Origin of the sequence: Variovorax sp. UMC13 (assembly GCF_014170375.1) — a bacterium.
GTDB lineage: Bacteria > Pseudomonadota > Gammaproteobacteria > Burkholderiales > Burkholderiaceae_C > Variovorax.
The window spans coordinates 80,438-97,792 of record NZ_LZZW01000024.1; the positions used below are offsets into that span (position 1 = coordinate 80,438).

Sequence of the window (17,355 nt, forward strand, 5' to 3'; positions counted from 1 at the left end):
ACTGCGGAGAAATCTGGGAGAAGACGCCGGCCATGGCGGCCCGCGCCTCAAACGGTCAGTGCGAGCTTTCCTTGAGCGCCGCCGGCAGCACCAGCGAGACGAAGGGCACGCCCTCCTCCCGCAGCGCCTCGGCCTGCTCGGGCGAGGCCTGGCCGCGGATGCCGCGCTCCTCGGTCTCGCCATAGTGCATCTTGCGCGCCTCGTCGGCGAAGCGCTCGCCGACGTCCTCGGTCTTGGCCATGACCTCGCGCACGGCACGCATCCAGCGCGCCTCGGGGGAATCGACGGCGGGGGTCTGCGGGGCGGCCGGTGCGGGCGCGGTGGCGCCGCTCAGGTTCAGGCGCGGCGCCGACAGCAGCTTGGTGATCGCGGTGTCGGCACAGATCGGGCACGCGACCAGGCCGGCCGCGAGCTGCGACTCGAAGGCTTCGCTGGACGCGAACCATCCTTCGAAGCCGTGGCCATGTGCGCATTGCAGGTCTAGAACCTTCATGCGCGCATTATCGGCCGGGGTCTCAACTTGCCGCTGCGGACCAGTCGAGCGTCCATGCGCCGGACAGGACGTTCTGCAGCCAGATGGCGCAGGTCAGCGTCTTGGCATCGGTCACGCTGCCGTCGCGGCAGCCGTCGAACAGTTCCTGCGGCGTGGACGTGAACACGTCGACGAACTCGCCATGGTCGAGCTGGCGCTCGCCCAGCACCAGGCCGCGCGCGAAGTAGATGTGGATGATCTCGGTCGAATAGCCGACCGCCAGGTGCATCAGGCCGGCCCGGGCCCATTCGCGGGCGGTGTAGCCGGTCTCCTCGAGCAACTCGCGCTGGCCGCAGACCAGGGGGTCCTCGCCCGCATCGAGCTTGCCGGCCGGGAATTCGGTCAGGACCTGGCGCACCGGGTAGCGGTACTGGCGCTCCAGCACGATGCGGCCGTCGTCGAGCAGCGGCACCACCACCACCGCGCCGGGATGGATCACGTACTCGCGCGTGGCGGTGTGGCCGTCGGGCAGGCGCACGGTGTCGCGCTTGGCATGCAGGAAGTTGCCCTCGAACAGCGACTCGCTGGCGATGCCCTCTTCCTTCAGATGCGATTCATCCATGGCTCAGTTCCTGTGCTTGAGAAGGTAGCGCCAGGTGAAGCCCGGAAACGCCAGCACGATGAACAGCGAGGCTGTCACCGCATAGAACTCCCAGCCCTGCGGGGCGATCTGCCCCACGCGGCGCTCGAACAGCAGGCCGATGCCGCCCACGACGAAGTAGAGCAGCACCAGTTCGGCCAGGCGCACCGCCAGCGACTTCTTCGCGGCCGCGCCCACCGGCACCAGTGCCAGCAGCCGCTCGTTGACGAAAGGCAGGTTGGCCGCCGCCAGCGCGAGCAGCAGCACCAGCCAGACCGAGGCGCTTTGCGACACGCCGGGTCAGTTGGCCAGCGTGGCCACGATGGCCTGGGCGCACAGCGTCATCAGGCCGCCGGGCACGATGCCCAGGATCAGGATCAGCGCGCCGTTGAGCGTCAGCACGAAGCGCACGTCGCGCGGTGCCGACACGGTGGTGGCCGTCACCGGCGCGTCGAAGTACATGACCTTGACGATGCGCAGGTAGTAGAAGGCGCCGATCAGCGACATGATCACCGCGAACACCGCCAGCCCGATGTAGATGGCCTGGCCCGACGCGATCAGCGCCTGGAGCACGGCCAGCTTGGCGTAGAAGCCCACCAGCGGCGGCAGGCCGGCCAGCGAGAACATCGCCACCGCCATCACGCCGGCATACAGCGGGCTGCGCTGGTTGAGGCCGGCCAGGTCGGTGATCTCTTCGCTCTCGAAGCCTTCGCGCGCCAGCAGCAGGATGATGCCGAAGCTCGCCAGCGTGGTCAGCACGTAGGTGATGACGTAGAACATCGACGCGCTGTAGGCGAACTGGGCGTTGTAGGTGTTGCCGTTGACCACGCCCGCCACCAGGCCCAGCAGCATGAAGCCCATCTGCGCGATGGTCGAGTAAGCCAGCATGCGCTTGAGGTTGGTCTGCGCGATGGCGGCCAGGTTGCCCACCACCAGCGAGGCCACGGCCAGCACCGCCAGCATCTGCTGCCAGTCGATCGCCAGCGGCAGCAGGCCTTCGACCAGCAGGCGGATGATGATCGCGAAGGCGGCCAGTTCGGGCGCGGCGCCGATCACCAGCGTGATCGCGGTCGGCGCGCCCTGGTAGACGTCGGGCACCCACATGTGGAAGGGCGCGGCGCCGACCTTGAAGGCCAGGCCGGCCACGATGAACACCAGGCCGAACACCAGCACCTGGTGGTCCACCTTGCGGCTCGCGACGGCCTTGAACACCTCGTTGATGTCCAGCGAACCGGTGGCGCCGTACATCATCGACATGCCGTAGAGCAGGAAGCCGCTGGCCATCGCGCCGAGCACGAAGTACTTCATGGCGGCTTCGCTTGCGACCGCGTTCTCGCGCCGCAGCGCGACCAGCGCGTAGCTCGACAGCGTGAGCAGTTCCAGGCCCAGGTAGATCAGCAGGAAGTTGCTGCCCGAGATCATCACGAACATGCCCAGCAGCGAGAACATGCTCAGGGTGAACATCTCGCCGCCGCGCAGCATGCCGCGGTCGGCCGCGTAGGGACGGCCGTAGACCAACGTCACCATCAGCGCGACGCTGGCGAAGCACTTGAGCCAGTTGCCCATCGGGTCGCTGACCACCATGCCGCCGAAGCCGTAGACAGTTTGGCCATGGACGGCGGCCATGCCGGTAAGGAAGGCCACCACGGCCAGCGTCAGCAGCGTGAGGATGTAGGTACGGGTGCGGCGGGCGCCGGTGGTCGACAGATCCACCAGCGCAATGATGCAGGCCATGACCAGCAGCACCACTTCGGGGTAAATCGCCATCCAGCTGAGTTTGTCAATCATCTCGTTCTCTTGTTCAGCGTGGACTCAGGGCAGCTTCGACTTGGCGACGTGCTGCAGCAGGTTGCCCACGGAGGCGTCCATCACGTCGGTGAAAGGCTTGGGATAGAGGCCCATCCACAGCACGGCGATCGCCAGCAGCGACATCATCAGGAATTCACGGGCATTGAGGTCCTTGAGCTCCTTGACGTGGTCGTTGCCGACCGGGCCGAGGTAGACGCGCTTGTACATCCACAGGGTGTAGGCGGCGCCGAAGATCAGCGCGGTGGCGGCACCGAGGCCGATCCAGAAGTTGGCCTTGACGGCACCCAGGATCACCATCCACTCGCCCACGAAACCGGCGGTGCCCGGCAGGCCGCAGTTGGCCATGGCGAACAGCAGCGCGAAGGCGGCGAACTTGGGCATGGTGTTGACCACGCCGCCGTAGTCGGCGATTTCACGCGAATGCACGCGGTCGTAGAGCACGCCGATGCCCAGGAACATCGCGGCCGACACGAAGCCGTGCGCAACCATCTGGACGATGCCGCCCGAGACGCCGAGGTCGTTGAAGATGAAGAAGCCCAGGGTCACGAAGCCCATGTGGGCGACCGACGAATAGGCCACCAGCTTCTTCATGTCGCGCTGGACCAGCGCCACCAGGCCGACGTAGATCACGGCGATCAGCGACAGCGCGATCATGAGCCAGGCCCATTCACGCGAGGCATCGGGCGCGATCGGCATCGAGAAGCGCAGGAAGCCGTAGGCGCCCAGCTTCAGCATGATCGCGGCCAGCACGGCCGAGCCGCCGGTGGGCGCCTCGACGTGCACGTCGGGCAACCAGGTGTGGACCGGCCACATCGGCACCTTCACCGCGAAAGCGGCGAAGAAGGCGAAGAACAGGAAGCTCTGCGCCCCACCCGCCAGCGGCAGCCGGTGCCAGCTCAGGATGTCGAAGCTGCCGCCCGACTTGTTGTACAGGTAGATCAGCGCGACCAGCATCAGGAGCGAGCCGAGCAGCGTGTACAGGAAGAACTTGAAGGCCGCGTAGATCTTGTTCGGGCCGCCCCAGATGCCGATGATCAGGTACATCGGGATCAGCGTGGCTTCGAAGAACACGTAGAACAGGATGCCGTCGAGCGCGGCGAACACGCCGATCATGAAACCCGAGAGGATCAGGAAGGCGCCCATGTACTGGTTCACGCGCTCGGTGATCACCTGCCAGGCCGAGATCACCACGATCACCGTGATGAAGGAGGTCAGCAGCACCATCCAGAGCGACAGGCCGTCGACCCCGAGGTGGTAGTTGACGTTGAAGCGCTGGATCCAGCTGAACTTCTCGACGAACTGCATCGACGCGGTGCCGAGTTCGAAGCGCGTGTAGAGCGGCACCGTGACCGCGAAGCTCACGAGGGCACCGATCAAAGCGGTCCAACGCACGAGGTTCGCGCGATCGTCCCGACCGAAGGCCAACAGCAGGACGCCGAACGCGATCGGCACCCAGATGGCAAGGCTCAACAAACCCATTTTTCTTTTTCTCCAGCGAGAGCGCTTACTTGTTGAACCATACGAAGTACGTCATGAGCACGAAGATGCCCAGCAGCATGGCGAACGCGTAGTGATAGATGTAGCCGGACTGGAACCAGCGCACCACGCCCGCGAGGCGGCCGATGGCTTTCCAGGAACCGTTGACGATCGCGCCGTCGATGACGGCCTGGTCGCCGCCCTTCCAGAAGGCGGTGCCGAGGGCCCGGGCGCCGCGCGCCACGATGTTCTCGTTGATCCAGTCGAGGTAGTACTTGTTTTCCAGCAGGCGGTAGACCGGGCCGAAGGCGCGCTTGATCGCGGCCGGCAGCGCCGGGTTGACCATGTACATGTAGTAGGAGAGCACCACGCCGGCCAGCGCCAGCCAGAAAGGCATCGTCGTCAGGCCGTGCACCGCCATCGCCCAGGGGCCGTGGAAGGCTTCGGCCATCTCGCGCATCGCATGGTGCTTGTCGAGATTGAAGAAGATCGCGTCCTTGAAGAAGTCGCCGTAGAGCATCGGCTGGATCGTGAAGTAGCCGATCACCACCGAGGGGATCGCCAGCAGCACCAGCGGCAGCCAGACCACCCAGGGCGACTCGTGCGGCTTGGCGTCATGGCCGTGGCCATGGTCGTCGTGGCCATGGTGATCGTCGTGGTGCGCGTCCGGGTTCTGGTCGTAGCGTTCCTTGCCGTGGAAGACCAGGAAGTACATGCGGAACGAATAGAAGGCGGTCACGAACACACCCGCCAGCACGGCGAAGTTCGCGAAGCCGGCGCCCCACAGGTGGCTTTCGTGCACCGCCTCAATGATGCTGTCCTTCGAGTAGAAGCCCGAGAACAGCGGCGTGCCGATCAGCGCCAGCGAGCCCAGCAGCGAGGTGATCCAGGTGATGGGCATGTACTTGCGCACGCCGCCCATCCAGCGGATGTCCTGGTTGTGGTGCATGCCGATGATCACCGAGCCCGCGCCGAGGAACAGCAGCGCCTTGAAGAAGGCGTGGGTCATCAGGTGGAACACCGCCACCGAGTAGGCCGAGGCGCCCAGCGCGACCGTCATGTAGCCCAGCTGCGAGAGCGTCGAGTACGCGACCACGCGCTTGATGTCGTTCTGGATGATGCCCAGGAAGCCCATGAACAGCGCGGTGATCGAGCCGATCACGAGGATGAAGCTCAGGGCCGTGTCGCTCAGCTCGAACAGCGGCGACATGCGCGCCACCATGAAGATGCCGGCCGTGACCATGGTCGCGGCGTGGATCAGCGCGGAGATGGGGGTCGGGCCTTCCATCGAGTCCGGCAGCCAGACGTGCAGCGGGAACTGCGCGCTCTTGCCCATCGCGCCGATGAACAGGCAGATGCAGATCACGGTCACGAGCATCCACTCGGTGCCCGGGAAGCTCAGCTTGGCGAGTTCGTCGGCCTTGGCGAAGGCCTCGCCGTAGTTCAGCGTGTTGGCATAGGCCGCGATCAGGCCGATGCCCAGGATGAAGCCGAAGTCGCCCACGCGGTTGACCAGGAAGGCCTTCATGTTGGCGAAGATCGCGGTCGGCTTGTTGTACCAGAAGCCGATCAGCAGGTACGACACCAGGCCCACGGCTTCCCAGCCGAAGAACAGCTGCAGCATGTTGTTGCTCATCACGAGCATCAGCATGGAGAAGGTGAAGAGCGAGATGTACGAGAAGAAGCGGTTGTAGCCTTCGTCTTCTTCCATGTAGCCGATGGTGTAGATGTGGACCATCAGCGACACGAAGGTCACGACGCACATCATCATGGCGGTCAGGCCATCGACCAGGAAGCCGACTTCCATCTTCAGGCCGCCGACGACCATCCATTCGTACAGCGTGGCGTTGAAGCGCGCGCCGTCGACGACCACGCTCTTGAGCGTCATCGCGGAAATGATGAAGGCCACCAGCACGCCGAGGATGGTCAGCGAATGGGTGATCTTGCGGCCGATGTGGTTGCCACCGAATTTCGTGCCGAACAGGCCCGCCAGCACGGCGCCGACCAGCGGCGCCATCGGAACGGCCAGCAATGTGGATGCGGAGAGGGTTGCGCTCATGGTCGAGTCTTCTTATCCCTTGAGCGTGTTGAGTTCGTCGACATTGATGCTCGACTTGTTGCGGAACAGCAGCACCAGCAGCGCCAGCCCGATGGCCGACTCGGCCGCGGCCACCGTCAGGATGAAGAACACGAAGATCTGGCCGTGCATGTCGCCCAGGTAGTGCGAGAAGGCCACGAAGTTCATGTTGACCGCCAGCAGCATCAGTTCGATGCACATCAGCAGCACGATCAGGTTCTTGCGGTTCAGGAAGATGCCGACGACCGACATCGCGAACAGCATCGCACCGAGCGACAGGAAATGAGGGAGGGTCAGAGTCATGCCTTCTTCTCCGGAGCGGCAGCGGCCGTCGGGGCCGGTTCGGGCGCGGGCGCAGGCGGCGGCGCGGGTTGCGTCGCGTCGAGCTTGACCAGCTGCAGGCGGTCGCGCGACTTCACGCGGATCTGGTCGCCCACGTCGATGAACTTGGTGTCCTTGCGCTGGCGCAGCGTGAGCGCGATGGCGGCGATCATGGCCACGACCAGGATCACGGCCGCGATCTGCACCGGGTAGAGGTACTCGGTGTACATCAGGATACCGAGCGCCTTGGTGTTGGAGCCGCCGGCCGTCATGGCCGCCTGCGTCGCGGCCGGCTGACCGCGGAAGCCGCCCATGAGCACGTAGGCCATCTCGAGCGCGATCACCACGCCGATCAGCGCCGCCAGCGGGAAGTGCCGCCAGAAGCCCTGCCGCAGGCTGTCCATGTTGAGGTCGAGCATCATCACGACGAACAGGAACAGCACCATCACGGCGCCCAGGTAGACCAGGACCAGCACGATGGCCAGGAACTCGGCCTGCAGCAGCAGCCACACGGCCGATGCCTGCGAGAACGCGAGCATCAGGTAGAGCACCGCATGCACGGGGTTGCGCGCGGTGATGACTCGGAAGGCCGCGAACAGCAGCACCAGCGAGAACAGATAGAAGAAGCCAGTCTTGACGTCCATGGATTTTTTCTTTGGGGCGTCTGCCGTTAACGGTATTTCGCGTCGGCGGCCTTGTTGGCCGCGATCTCGGGTTCGTAGCGGTCACCCACGGCGAGCAGCATTTCCTTGGTGAAGTACAGGTCACCGCGCTTTTCGCCGTGGTACTCGAGGATGTGCGTTTCGACGATCGAGTCGACCGGGCAGCTCTCTTCGCAGAAGCCGCAGAAGATGCACTTGGTCAGGTCGATGTCGTAGCGCGAGGTGCGGCGCGAGCCGTCGTCACGCACTTCGGACTCGATGGTGATCGCGACCGCGGGGCACACGGCCTCGCAGAGCTTGCAGGCGATGCAGCGCTCTTCGCCGTTTTCGTAACGGCGCAGTGCATGCAGGCCGCGGAAGCGCGGCGACAGCGGGGTCTTTTCTTCGGGGAACTGGACCGTGATCTTGCGACGGAACGCGTAGCGACCCGTCAGGACCATGCCCTTGAACAGTTCCGTGAGCATGAAGCTCTTGAGGAAGTCCTTGACCGAAAAGGAGGAAGCAGCAACAGCTGAAGACATCGTGTGTTTCTCCGCTTATTTCCAGATGTTCCAGGGCGTCTGCATCCAGCCCCCGACCACCAGCAGCCACACCAGGGTGACCGGAATGAAGATCTTCCAGCCCAGACGCATGATCTGGTCGTAGCGGAAGCGCGGGAAGGTGCCGCGAATCCAGATGAAGAGCGAGACCACGAAGAAGGTCTTGATCCCCAGCCAGATCCAGCCCGGAATGAAGTCGAGGAAGCCGATCGGCGACAGCCAGCCGCCGAGGAACATCAGCGCGGCCAGGATCGACACCAGCCACATGCTGGCGTACTCGGCCAGGAAGAAGATCGCGAAGCCCATGCCCGAGTACTCGACCATGTGGCCGGCCACGATTTCGGCTTCGCCTTCGACCACGTCGAAGGGGTGGCGGTTGGTCTCGGCCACGCCGGAGATCACGTAGACCACGAAGATCGGCAGCAGCGGCAGCCAGTTCCACGACAGGAAGCCCAGGCCCATGTCGGCGCCCATGCCCTTGCCCTGCGCCGCGACCACGTCGCCCAGGTGCAGGCTGCCCGTGACCATGATCACCACGACCAGGCAGAAGCCCATCGCGATTTCGTAGCTCACCATCTGGGCCGAGGCGCGCAGCGCGCCCAGGAAGGCGTACTTCGAGTTCGAGGCCCAGCCCGCGATGATCACGCCGTAGACCTCGATCGAGGTGATGGCCATGATCAGCAGAAGGCCCGCGTTGACGTTCGCGAGGATCGCTTCGGGACCGAAGGGGATCGCGACCCAGGCGGCCAGCGCCGGCATGATCGCCATGATCGGGCCGAGGCGGAACAGGCCCTGGCTGGCGGCCGTCGGGCTGATGATTTCCTTGGTCAGCAGCTTGACCGCGTCGGCGATCGGCTGCAGCAGGCCCAGCGGGCCGACCCGGTTGGGGCCGTGGCGCACCTGGATGAAGCCCAGCAGCTTGCGCTCCCAGAGCGTCAGGTAGGCGACCGCGCCCATCAGCGGCGCGAGCACGCAGATGATCTTGATCAGGGCCCAGATCACTGGCCAGCCGCCCACGGTCCACCAATGGGCCGAGATCAGGCCCTGGCCGAAGTTGAAGATCGAATCGATCATGCCGCCACCTCTTCCACCGCGGGATGCGGGCCGGGACGGACACCGGTCGCCGCATGGCGCCCGCGTGCGTCGGCCGTCAACTGCAGCGACGTGGCACGGCGCACGAGGCCGTCCAGTTGGTAGATCGAGGCGGTCACCGGCGCGGCCGCGGCCGTGGCCGGTGCGGCCAGGTCGAGGTTCGCGGGCGCTTCGTTGTTCAGGCGTTCGGCCGCCACGTGCGTCACGGCATCGGCGCCGCGCACGCTGGCCAGCACTTCCTGTGCGGTCTCGAAATCGAAGCCCGGCACGCCCAGCAGGTTGGCCAGCACGCGCAGGACCTTCCAGCCCGGACGCGCCTCGCCACGCGGCTTGACCACCGCGTGGAAGCTCTGGATCCGGCCTTCGGCATTGACGAAGGTGCCCGGCGTTTCGGTGAAGGGCGCGATCGGCAGCAGCACGTCGCTGATCGCGAGGTTGGCCTTGAAAGGGCTCAGCGTCACGACCATCTGCGCATGCTCCAGACCGGCGGCCGTGCGAGCACCGGCGGCCGAATCGAATTCGGGTTCGTTGTTGAGCAGCAGCACGGCCTTGAGGCCGCCCGCCAGCATCTGGCCGGCGTTAAGACCGCCCTGCCCTGGCAGCGCGTTGACCCACTGCGCGCCGACGGTGTTGGCGGCTTCGGTGAGGTAGCCGACGCTGGCGCCGGTCTGCGTGCCGATCCACTGCGCGAGCGCCAGCAGGCGCGAGGCGTCCGCATGGTGCGCGGCGGCATTGCCCAGCAGGATGGCCTTGCGTTCGCCGCCGATCAGCGACTGGGCGAAGGCCTTGGCTTCGTCGGTGGCGTGGCCTGCGGCGGGTGCGGCCACGCCCTTCTCGGCACCGATGGCGCTGGCCACGTCGGCCAGGGCCTGCAGCCAACCGTCGGCGGCCACGTTCGTCACGCCGGCCAGCGACAGGGCCCAGGCGTCACGCGATGCGAGCTCGTTCGCCGAGGCGATCACGCTCACGGCGGCTCCCTTGCGCACGGCCTGGCGGATGCGCTGCGCGAACAGCGGATGGTCCTTGCGCAGGTTCGAGCCCACGACCAGCACGCGCTGCAGGTTCGACAGCGAGGCGATCGAGGTGCCGAGCCAGCGGACGCCGGCGCTGGCCGTGAAGTCGGCGTGGCGCAGGCGGTGGTCGATGTTCTCGCTGCCCAGGCCGCGCACCAGCGCGCCGGCCAGGGCCAGTTCTTCCACCGTGCTGTGCGGGCTCACCAGCGCGCCGATCGCGGCGGCGCCGTGGTCGGTCTTGATCTGGCGCAGGCCGTTGGCCACGTACTCGAGCGCGGTCTGCCAGTCGACGGTCTGCCATTGGCCGCCCTGCTTGAGCATGGGCTGCGTGAGGCGCTCGTCGCTGTTGAGCGATTCGTAGGAGAAGCGGTCGCGGTCGGCGATCCAGCACTCGTTGACGTCTTCGTTCTCGAGCGGGACGACGCGCATCACCTGGTTGTTCTTGACCTGGACGATCAGGTTGGCACCGGTGGAGTCGTGCGGGCTCACCGACTTGCGGCGCGACAGCTCCCAGGTGCGGGCGCTGTAGCGGAAGGGCTTGCTGGTGAGCGCGCCGACCGGGCAGATGTCGATCATGTTGCCCGACAGCTCGGAGTCGACGGTCTCGCCGACCACGGTCGTGATCTCGGAATGCTCGCCGCGGTGGATCATGCCCAGCTCCATCACGCCGGCCACTTCCTGGCCGAAGCGCACGCAGCGGGTGCAATGGATGCAGCGGCTCATCTCTTCCATGCTGATGAGCGGGCCCACGTCCTTGTGGAAGACCACGCGCTTCTCTTCCTCGTAGCGCGAGGTCGAGCCGCCGTAGCCCACGGCCAGGTCCTGCAGCTGGCATTCGCCGCCCTGGTCGCAGATCGGGCAGTCGAGCGGGTGGTTGATGAGCAGGAACTCCATCACCGATTGCTGGGCCTTGATGGCCTTCTCGCTCTTGGTGCGGACGATCATGCCCTGGGTCACGGGCGTGGCGCAGGCTGGCATCGGCTTGGGCGCCTTCTCCACGTCGACCAGGCACATGCGGCAGTTGGCCGCGATGCTGAGCTTCTTGTGATAGCAGAAGTGCGGGATGTAGGTCCCCGCCTTTTCGGCCGCATGCATGATCATGCTGCCTTCGATGATGTCGACCTTCTTGCCGTCGAGTTCGATTTCAACCATATGTGTCGCGTTTTCGTGCTCAGGCTTGGGCCGGCGTCTTGGGGACGTAGCCAGGGATCAGCGCCTCGAACTCGTGGCGGAAGTGCTTGATCATGGCGCGCACCGGCATGGCCGCGGCGTCGCCGAGTGCGCAGATGGTGCGGCCCTGGATGTTGTCCGCGACCGAGTTGAGCAGGTCCATGTCGTTGGCCTTGCCCTGACCGTTGTGGATGCGGTCGACCACGCGCCAGAGCCAGCCCGTGCCTTCGCGGCAAGGCGTGCACTGGCCGCAGGATTCGTGCATGTAGAAGTACGAGAGGCGCTTGAGCGACTCGACCATCGAGCGGCTGTCGTCCATGACGATCACCGCGCCCGAGCCCAGCATCGAGCCGGCCTTGGCGATGGAGTCGTAGTCCATGGTGCAGGCCATCATGATGTCGGCCGGCAGCACCGGCGACGACGAGCCGCCGGGGATCACGGCCTTGAGCGTGCGGCCCTTGCGCACGCCGCCGGCGAGTTCGAGCAGCTTGGAGAACGGCGTGCCCATGGGCACTTCGTAGTTGCCCGGCAGTTCGACGTCGCCGCTGACCGAGTAGATCTTGGTGCCGCCGTTGTTCGGCTTGCCGCACTCGAGGTAGGCCGGACCGCCGTTGCGGATGATCCAGGGCACCGCCGCGAAGGTCTCGGTGTTGTTGATGGTGGTCGGCTTGCCGTACAGGCCGAAGCTGGCCGGGAACGGCGGCTTGAAGCGCGGCTGGCCCTTCTTGCCTTCCAGCGATTCGAGCAGCGCGGTCTCTTCGCCGCAGATGTAGGCACCGAAGCCGTGGGCCGCGTGCAACTGGAAGTTGTACGTGCTGCCCATGATCTTGTCGCCGAGGTAGCCGGCGGCGCGCGCCTCTTCCAGCGCTTCCTCGAAACGATCGTAGCTCTGGAAGATCTCGCCGTGGATGTAGTTGTAGCCCACGCTGATGCCCATCGCGTACGCCGCGATGGCCATGCCTTCGATCACGATGTGCGGGTTGAACTGCAGGATGTCGCGGTCCTTGCAGGTGCCCGGTTCGCCTTCGTCCGAGTTGCAGACCAGGTACTTCTGGCCCGGGAACTGGCGGGGCATGAAGCTCCACTTGAGGCCGGTCGGAAAACCCGCGCCGCCGCGGCCGCGCAGGCCCGAGGCCTTGACTTCGGCGATCACCTGATCGGGCGTCAGGCCCTCGGTCAGGATCTTGCGCAGGGCCTGGTAGCCGCCACGCGCTTCATAGTCGGCCAAGCGCCAATTGGTGCCGTCGAGGCCTGCGTAGATCTGCGCACCGATGTGGCGATCGTGGAAGCAGGTCTGGACACCGGTCGCCTGGAACTGCGACAGGACTTGTTCGGGCGTCATGCGGCGTCTCCCTTCGACGAGGCACGCAGGCCGTCGATGAGTTGGTCGAGCTTGTCGTTGCTCATGAAGCTGCACATCGTGCGGTCGTTGACCAGCATCACCGGCGAATCGGCGCAGGCGCCCAGGCATTCGCTCTGCTGCAGCGTGAACAGGCCGTCGGCGGTGGTGCCACCCATCGAAATGCCCAGCTTCTTCTCGAGGTGCGCGAGCGCGGTCGCGCCGTCACGCAGCTGGCACGGCAGGTTGGTGCAGACGTTGAGCTTGAAGCGGCCCGTGGGCTGCTGGTTGTACATGTTGTAGAAGGTCGTGACTTCGTGCACGGCGATCTGCGGCATGCCGAGGAAGTCGGCCACGACCTTCTCGCTCTCGAGGCTCACGAAGCCCTGCTCCTGCTGCACGATGGCCAGGCAGGCCATCACGGCGGACTGCGCCTGCTCGGCCGGGTACTTGGCGACTTCGCGCGCGAAGCGCTCCAGGGCGTGGGCGGACAGCGGCTTCGCGGCCGCCGGGGTGCTGGTGTTGGGATTGCTCATCGATCGATTTCTCCGAACACGATGTCCAGGGTGCCGATCACGGCCACGGTGTCCGCGATCATGTGGCCGCGCGTCATTTCGTCGAGCGCTGCCAGGTGCGCAAAGCCGGGTGCGCGGATTTTGAGGCGGTACGGCTTGTTGGCGCCGTCGCTCACCAGGTAGATGCCGAACTCGCCCTTGGGGTGCTCGACGGCCGCATAGGCCTCGCCTTCGGGCACGTGGAAGCCTTCGGTGAAGAGCTTGAAGTGATGGATCAGCTCTTCCATGTTGCCCTTCATCGACTCCCGCGCAGGTGCTGCCACCTTGTGGTTGTCGGTGATGACGGGGCCGGGGTTCACGCGCAGCCAGTCGACGCACTGCTTGATGATGCGGTTGGACTGCACCATCTCTTCCATGCGCACCAGGTAGCGGTCGTAGCAGTCGCCGGTCTTGCCCACGGGGATGTCGAAATCCATGCGGTCGTAGACGTCGTAGGGCTGCTTCTTGCGCAGGTCCCAGGCGATGCCGGAGCCACGCAGCATCGGGCCCGTGAGGCCCAGGCTCAGTGCGCGCTCGGGCGTCATGACGCCGATGCCCACGGTGCGCTGCTTCCAGATGCGGTTGTCGGTCAGGAGCGTGTGGTACTCCTCCATGTGCTTCACGAAACGCTTCGTGAAGTCATCGATGAAGTCGAGCATCGAACCCTGGCGGTTCTCGTTCATGCGCTCGAGGGCCTTGGCGTTCTTGATCTTGCTGACCTTGTACTGCGGCATCGTGTCCGGCAGGTCGCGGTAGACGCCGCCCGGACGGAAGTAGGCGGCGTGCATGCGCGCGCCCGACACCGCTTCGTAGATGTCGAACAGGTCTTCGCGCTCGCGGAAGGCGTAGATCAGGATGGTCGAGCTGCCGCAGTCGTTGCCGTGCGAGCCGAGCCACATCAGGTGGTTCAGCAGGCGCGTGATCTCGGCGAACATCACGCGGATGTACTGCGCGCGGATCGGCACCTCGATGCCCATCAGCTTCTCGATCGCGAGGCAGTAGGCATGCTCGTTGGACATCATCGACACGTAGTCGAGGCGGTCCATGTAGGGCAGCGACTGGATGTAGGTCTTGCCTTCGGCCAGCTTCTCGGTCGCGCGGTGCAGCAGGCCGATGTGCGGGTCGGCGCGCTGGACGACTTCTCCGTCGAGCTCGAGCACGAGACGCAGAACGCCGTGGGCGGCAGGATGCTGGGGCCCGAAGTTGAGCGTGTAGTTCTTGATTTCAGCCATGTCAGTGCGTCAGTGCAGTCCGCCGCCGTAGTTCTCTTCGCGGATCACGCGCGGCGTGACCTCGCGCGGCTCGATGCTCACCGGCTGGTACACCACGCGCTTGAGTTCTTCGTCGTAGCGCATCTCGACGTGACCCGACAGGGGGAAGTCCTTGCGGAAGGGATGGCCGATGAAGCCGTAGTCGGTCAGGATGCGGCGCAGGTCTTCGTGACCTTCGAACACGATGCCGTACAGGTCGAAGGCTTCGCGCTCGAACCAGTTGGCCGAGTTCCAGAGGTGCATCACCGAGGGCAGCACGGGGAAGTCGTCGTCCTCGCAGAAGGCCTTCACGCGCACGCGCTGGTTCAGGCTCACCGACAGCAGGTGCGAGACCGCGCAGTAGCGCAGGCCGTCCCAGTCGGTGTCGCGGTAGGCCGAGTAGTCGAGTCCGCAGATGTCGATCAGCTGCTCGAATTTGCAGCCGGGCGCATCGCGCAGCAGCTGCATGGCGGCCAGGTAGTCGGCCGCCTTCACCACCAGCGTGACTTCGCCGAGCGCCACGGTGATACGTTTCACCTTGTCGCCCAGGGCCAGGGAAATGGTGTCCTTCAGGACATCAGGATCGATCGCGAAAGCTGTCATGGGGTTCCCGTCAGGCACGGGCAATGGTGTTGGTGCGACGCACCTTCTGCTGCAGCTGGATGATTCCGTAGATCAGCGCTTCGGCCGTCGGCGGGCAGCCGGGCACGTAGACGTCGACCGGCACGATGCGGTCGCAGCCGCGCACCACGGAATAACTGTAGTGGTAGTAGCCGCCGCCGTTGGCGCACGAGCCCATCGACAGCACCCAGCGCGGCTCGGCCATCTGGTCGTAGACCTTGCGCAAAGCGGGCGCCATCTTGTTGCACAGCGTGCCGGCCACAATCATCAGATCGGACTGGCGCGGACTGGCGCGGAACACCTCGGCGCCGAAGCGGCCGATGTCGTAGCGCGCGGCGGCCGCGTGCATCATTTCGACTGCGCAGCAGGCCAGACCGAAGGTCATGGGCCACAACGAGCCTGTTTTGGCCCAGTTCACCACCGAATCGTAGGAGGTGGTGACGAAGCCTTCTTTGAAAACGCCTTCAATGGCCATGGCTGTACCTTGTTGCCGTTGTACGGCTATTCCCAGTCAAGCGCACCCTTTTTCCATTCGTAGGCGAAGCCCACGACGAGGATCGCCAGGAAGATCACGACCGCCCAGAAGCCCGCTGCACCCACTTCCTTGAGCGCCACGGCCCAGGGGAAGAGGAAAGCGATTTCCAGGTCGAACAGGATGAAGAGGATGGCCACCAGGTAATAGCGGACATCGAATTGCATGCGGGCGTTTTCGAAAGCTTCGAAACCGCACTCGTAGGGGGAGTTTTTGGCCGCGTCGGGCCGGTTCGGACCCAGGATGTAGCCGAGGACCTGGGGGGCGATGCCTACCCCGATACCGACCAGAATAAACAACAGGACGGGGAGGTAGGAATCGAGGTTCATCAGGGTTCTATCACCGCTTGACATCGACAAGAGCCTGCTTTGCGCTGACTCCTGCCGATGAGATTTGGTGCGGTCGGCGAGACTCGAACTCGCACAGCTTTCGCCACTACCCCCTCAAGATAGCGTGTCTACCAATTTCACCACGACCGCGGTTTTCTGCTGCCCGGATGGCATGAGGAACCCAGAGGGTTTTGGCTTTCCGGTGCAGATTTAGAGTTTACCCTGAAATGCAGCCTTTTTCACTTGAGGCTGCATTGTCACAAAGATTATTTGCCGGGAATCTGAGCCGCGCCCGATGCAGGGGCCGCGGGTGCCGACGCAGGGGCCGCGGGCGCGGGCAATGCCGACGGAATCTGCGAGGCCGAACCCGAGGCGCCAGGCGCCGGCGCACCCACCGCCGCGCGCTCCAGCAGGCTGTTGCCGCCGGCCGAGGGACGGGCATGGCTGAAGTAGGCCAGCAGCAGCGTCGTCACGAAGAAGACCGCCGCCAGCACGGCCGTGGTGCGCGACAGGAAGTTGGCACTGCCGCTGGCACCGAACAGGCTGCCGGCACTGCCGCTGCCAAAGGCCGCGCCCATGTCGGCGCCCTTGCCGTGTTGCACGAGGATCAGGCCGATCATCGCGAGAGCGGTCAGCATCTGCACGCCGACGAGGATGTTGAGGACCAGGTTCATATCTTGTTTACTCCTAAGGGGACGCCGTGCGCTCAGCGCGCGGCGGCAATGATTTGCAGAAAGTCGGGGGCCTTGAGCGATGCGCCGCCGATCAGGCCGCCGTCGATGTCGGGCTGCGACAGCAGTTCCGCGGCATTGGCCGCGTTCATGCTGCCGCCGTAGAGGATGCGGATGCCCGCGGCATGCTCGCTGGCCGCATGGTGCAGTTGCGCACGCAGCACCGCATGCACGCCCTGCGCCTGCTCGGGCGAGGCCGTCTTGCCGGTGCCGATGGCCCACACGGGTTCGTAGGCCACGACGATCTCGCTGATGCAGTGGCCGTTGACGTGGATCACCGCCGCCAACTGGCGCTTGACCACCTCTTCCGTGCGCCCTGCTTCGCGCTCGGCCAGCGTCTCGCCGACGCAGACGATCGGCGTGATGCCGCGCGCCAGTGCGGCGGCGGTCTTGGCGGCCACTGCTTCGTCGCTCTCGCCGTGGTACTGGCGGCGCTCCGAGTGACCCACGATCGCATAGCGCACGCCGAACTCGTTGAGCATCGCGGCCGACTGCTCGCCCGTGAAGGCGCCCTGCGGCTGCGCGGAGACATCCTGCGCGCCCAGCGCGATCGGCGTGCCCGCGACCTTGGCCTGCACCTGCGCCAGGTACGGCGCCGGCACGCAGACCGCCACGTCGCAGTTCGGCGCACCCACGCCCTGCAGCAGTGCGTCGAGCAGCGCTTCATTGGCAGCCAGGCTGCCGTTCATCTTCCAGTTGCCGGCGATCAGCTTCCTGTTCGTCATCGT

19 protein-coding genes and 1 tRNA gene are annotated in these 17,355 nt (G+C 65.3%); all 20 read right to left on the bottom strand.

Translation table 11 applies throughout. The annotated features are described in order from the left end of the window. Window positions 1-55 precede the first annotated feature (55 nt). Window positions 56-493, bottom strand: a complete 438-nt coding sequence (locus tag A9977_RS19710; RefSeq protein ID WP_183026574.1) for a DUF1178 family protein — start codon at window positions 491-493, stop codon at window positions 56-58. Between the two features lie 22 nt (window positions 494-515). Beyond that, complete coding sequence (locus tag A9977_RS19715; protein ID WP_183026575.1) at window positions 516-1,094, bottom strand: NUDIX domain-containing protein; 579 nt, start codon at window positions 1,092-1,094, stop codon at window positions 516-518. Between the two features lie 3 nt (window positions 1,095-1,097). Continuing rightward, on the bottom strand, window positions 1,098-1,406 hold the full coding sequence (locus tag A9977_RS19720) for a DUF2818 family protein (protein WP_183026576.1): 309 nt from the start codon (window positions 1,404-1,406) through the stop codon (window positions 1,098-1,100). A gap of 6 nt (window positions 1,407-1,412) precedes the next feature. Beyond that, entirely contained in the window at window positions 1,413-2,900 is a 1,488-nt protein-coding gene (nuoN, locus tag A9977_RS19725) for an NADH-quinone oxidoreductase subunit NuoN (RefSeq protein ID WP_183026577.1), read from the bottom strand. A gap of 24 nt (window positions 2,901-2,924) precedes the next feature. Beyond that, window positions 2,925-4,400 (bottom strand): NADH-quinone oxidoreductase subunit M, encoded by a 1,476-nt coding sequence (locus A9977_RS19730; protein WP_183026578.1) that lies wholly within the window; start codon window positions 4,398-4,400, stop codon window positions 2,925-2,927. Between the two features lie 25 nt (window positions 4,401-4,425). Then, the gene (nuoL, locus tag A9977_RS19735; RefSeq protein WP_183026579.1) at window positions 4,426-6,456 is read right to left on the bottom strand and encodes an NADH-quinone oxidoreductase subunit L; all 2,031 of its coding nucleotides are present in this window, start codon (window positions 6,454-6,456) and stop codon (window positions 4,426-4,428) included. A 12-nt stretch (window positions 6,457-6,468) separates the two neighbouring features. Then, entirely contained in the window at window positions 6,469-6,777 is a 309-nt protein-coding gene (gene nuoK / locus A9977_RS19740) for an NADH-quinone oxidoreductase subunit NuoK (protein ID WP_183026580.1), read from the bottom strand. Then, window positions 6,774-7,439, bottom strand: a complete 666-nt coding sequence (locus A9977_RS19745) for an NADH-quinone oxidoreductase subunit J (RefSeq protein WP_183026581.1) — start codon at window positions 7,437-7,439, stop codon at window positions 6,774-6,776. Before A9977_RS19745 ends, nuoK begins: the two co-directional genes overlap by 4 nt. A 26-nt stretch (window positions 7,440-7,465) precedes the next feature. Continuing rightward, window positions 7,466-7,978: an NADH-quinone oxidoreductase subunit NuoI gene (gene nuoI, locus A9977_RS19750; RefSeq protein ID WP_183026582.1), complete on the bottom strand. Its 513-nt coding sequence runs from the start codon at window positions 7,976-7,978 to the stop codon at window positions 7,466-7,468. A gap of 15 nt (window positions 7,979-7,993) precedes the next feature. Beyond that, window positions 7,994-9,070 carry an NADH-quinone oxidoreductase subunit NuoH gene (gene nuoH / locus A9977_RS19755; protein WP_183026583.1) on the bottom strand — a complete coding sequence of 359 codons (1,077 nt, stop codon included), beginning with the start codon at window positions 9,068-9,070 and terminating at the stop codon, window positions 7,994-7,996. Then, on the bottom strand, window positions 9,067-11,253 hold the full coding sequence (gene nuoG, locus A9977_RS19760) for an NADH-quinone oxidoreductase subunit NuoG (RefSeq protein WP_183026584.1): 2,187 nt from the start codon (window positions 11,251-11,253) through the stop codon (window positions 9,067-9,069). Before nuoG ends, nuoH begins: the two co-directional genes overlap by 4 nt. A gap of 19 nt (window positions 11,254-11,272) precedes the next feature. Next, window positions 11,273-12,613 carry an NADH-quinone oxidoreductase subunit NuoF gene (nuoF, locus tag A9977_RS19765; protein WP_183026585.1) on the bottom strand — a complete coding sequence of 447 codons (1,341 nt, stop codon included), beginning with the start codon at window positions 12,611-12,613 and terminating at the stop codon, window positions 11,273-11,275. Then, a complete protein-coding gene (gene nuoE / locus A9977_RS19770; protein ID WP_183026586.1) occupies window positions 12,610-13,146 on the bottom strand; it encodes an NADH-quinone oxidoreductase subunit NuoE in 537 nt (178 codons plus the stop codon). Before nuoE ends, nuoF begins: the two co-directional genes overlap by 4 nt. Continuing rightward, window positions 13,143-14,396: an NADH-quinone oxidoreductase subunit D gene (locus tag A9977_RS19775; RefSeq protein WP_183026587.1), complete on the bottom strand. Its 1,254-nt coding sequence runs from the start codon at window positions 14,394-14,396 to the stop codon at window positions 13,143-13,145. The genes nuoE and A9977_RS19775 overlap by 4 nt, the downstream gene beginning before the upstream one ends. 9 nt (window positions 14,397-14,405) lie before the next feature. Further along, window positions 14,406-15,017 (bottom strand): NADH-quinone oxidoreductase subunit C, encoded by a 612-nt coding sequence (locus A9977_RS19780; RefSeq protein WP_183026588.1) that lies wholly within the window; start codon window positions 15,015-15,017, stop codon window positions 14,406-14,408. A gap of 10 nt (window positions 15,018-15,027) precedes the next feature. After that, on the bottom strand, window positions 15,028-15,510 hold the full coding sequence (locus A9977_RS19785; RefSeq protein WP_140839331.1) for an NADH-quinone oxidoreductase subunit B family protein: 483 nt from the start codon (window positions 15,508-15,510) through the stop codon (window positions 15,028-15,030). A gap of 26 nt (window positions 15,511-15,536) precedes the next feature. Next, window positions 15,537-15,896, bottom strand: coding sequence for an NADH-quinone oxidoreductase subunit A (locus A9977_RS19790; RefSeq protein WP_183026589.1), 360 nt, complete (start codon window positions 15,894-15,896; stop codon window positions 15,537-15,539). 65 nt (window positions 15,897-15,961) lie between these two features. Next, window positions 15,962-16,046 (bottom strand) — tRNA-Leu (locus tag A9977_RS19795). Between the two features lie 116 nt (window positions 16,047-16,162). Continuing rightward, window positions 16,163-16,570: a preprotein translocase subunit SecG gene (gene secG / locus A9977_RS19800; protein ID WP_183026590.1), complete on the bottom strand. Its 408-nt coding sequence runs from the start codon at window positions 16,568-16,570 to the stop codon at window positions 16,163-16,165. A 32-nt stretch (window positions 16,571-16,602) separates the two neighbouring features. Beyond that, complete coding sequence (gene tpiA, locus A9977_RS19805; RefSeq protein WP_183026591.1) at window positions 16,603-17,352, bottom strand: triose-phosphate isomerase; 750 nt, start codon at window positions 17,350-17,352, stop codon at window positions 16,603-16,605. Window positions 17,353-17,355: the final 3 nt, after the last annotated feature.

Bases quoted from the DNA above. Each gene is read 5' to 3' on its own strand.
- A9977_RS19715 (WP_183026575.1), bottom strand. From the start codon at position 1,094: ATGGATGAATCGCATCTGAAGGAAGAGGGCATCGCCAGCGAGTCGCTG.
- A9977_RS19775 (WP_183026587.1), bottom strand. From the start codon at position 14,396: ATGGCTGAAATCAAGAACTACACGCTCAACTTCGGGCCCCAGCATCCT.
- tpiA (WP_183026591.1), bottom strand. From the start codon at position 17,352: ATGACGAACAGGAAGCTGATCGCCGGCAACTGGAAGATGAACGGCAGC.
- nuoN (WP_183026577.1), bottom strand. From the start codon at position 2,900: ATGATTGACAAACTCAGCTGGATGGCGATTTACCCCGAAGTGGTGCTG.
- A9977_RS19780 (WP_183026588.1), bottom strand. From the start codon at position 15,017: ATGACAGCTTTCGCGATCGATCCTGATGTCCTGAAGGACACCATTTCC.
- A9977_RS19785 (WP_140839331.1), bottom strand. From the start codon at position 15,510: ATGGCCATTGAAGGCGTTTTCAAAGAAGGCTTCGTCACCACCTCCTAC.
- nuoK (WP_183026580.1), bottom strand. From the start codon at position 6,777: ATGACTCTGACCCTCCCTCATTTCCTGTCGCTCGGTGCGATGCTGTTC.
- nuoH (WP_183026583.1), bottom strand. From the start codon at position 9,070: ATGATCGATTCGATCTTCAACTTCGGCCAGGGCCTGATCTCGGCCCAT.
- nuoL (WP_183026579.1), bottom strand. From the start codon at position 6,456: ATGAGCGCAACCCTCTCCGCATCCACATTGCTGGCCGTTCCGATGGCG.
- nuoF (WP_183026585.1), bottom strand. From the start codon at position 12,613: ATGACGCCCGAACAAGTCCTGTCGCAGTTCCAGGCGACCGGTGTCCAG.
- nuoG (WP_183026584.1), bottom strand. From the start codon at position 11,253: ATGGTTGAAATCGAACTCGACGGCAAGAAGGTCGACATCATCGAAGGC.
- nuoI (WP_183026582.1), bottom strand. From the start codon at position 7,978: ATGTCTTCAGCTGTTGCTGCTTCCTCCTTTTCGGTCAAGGACTTCCTC.
- nuoE (WP_183026586.1), bottom strand. From the start codon at position 13,146: ATGAGCAATCCCAACACCAGCACCCCGGCGGCCGCGAAGCCGCTGTCC.
- secG (WP_183026590.1), bottom strand. From the start codon at position 16,570: ATGAACCTGGTCCTCAACATCCTCGTCGGCGTGCAGATGCTGACCGCT.
- A9977_RS19790 (WP_183026589.1), bottom strand. From the start codon at position 15,896: ATGAACCTCGATTCCTACCTCCCCGTCCTGTTGTTTATTCTGGTCGGT.
- A9977_RS19730 (WP_183026578.1), bottom strand. From the start codon at position 4,400: ATGGGTTTGTTGAGCCTTGCCATCTGGGTGCCGATCGCGTTCGGCGTC.
- A9977_RS19710 (WP_183026574.1), bottom strand. From the start codon at position 493: ATGAAGGTTCTAGACCTGCAATGCGCACATGGCCACGGCTTCGAAGGA.
- A9977_RS19745 (WP_183026581.1), bottom strand. From the start codon at position 7,439: ATGGACGTCAAGACTGGCTTCTTCTATCTGTTCTCGCTGGTGCTGCTG.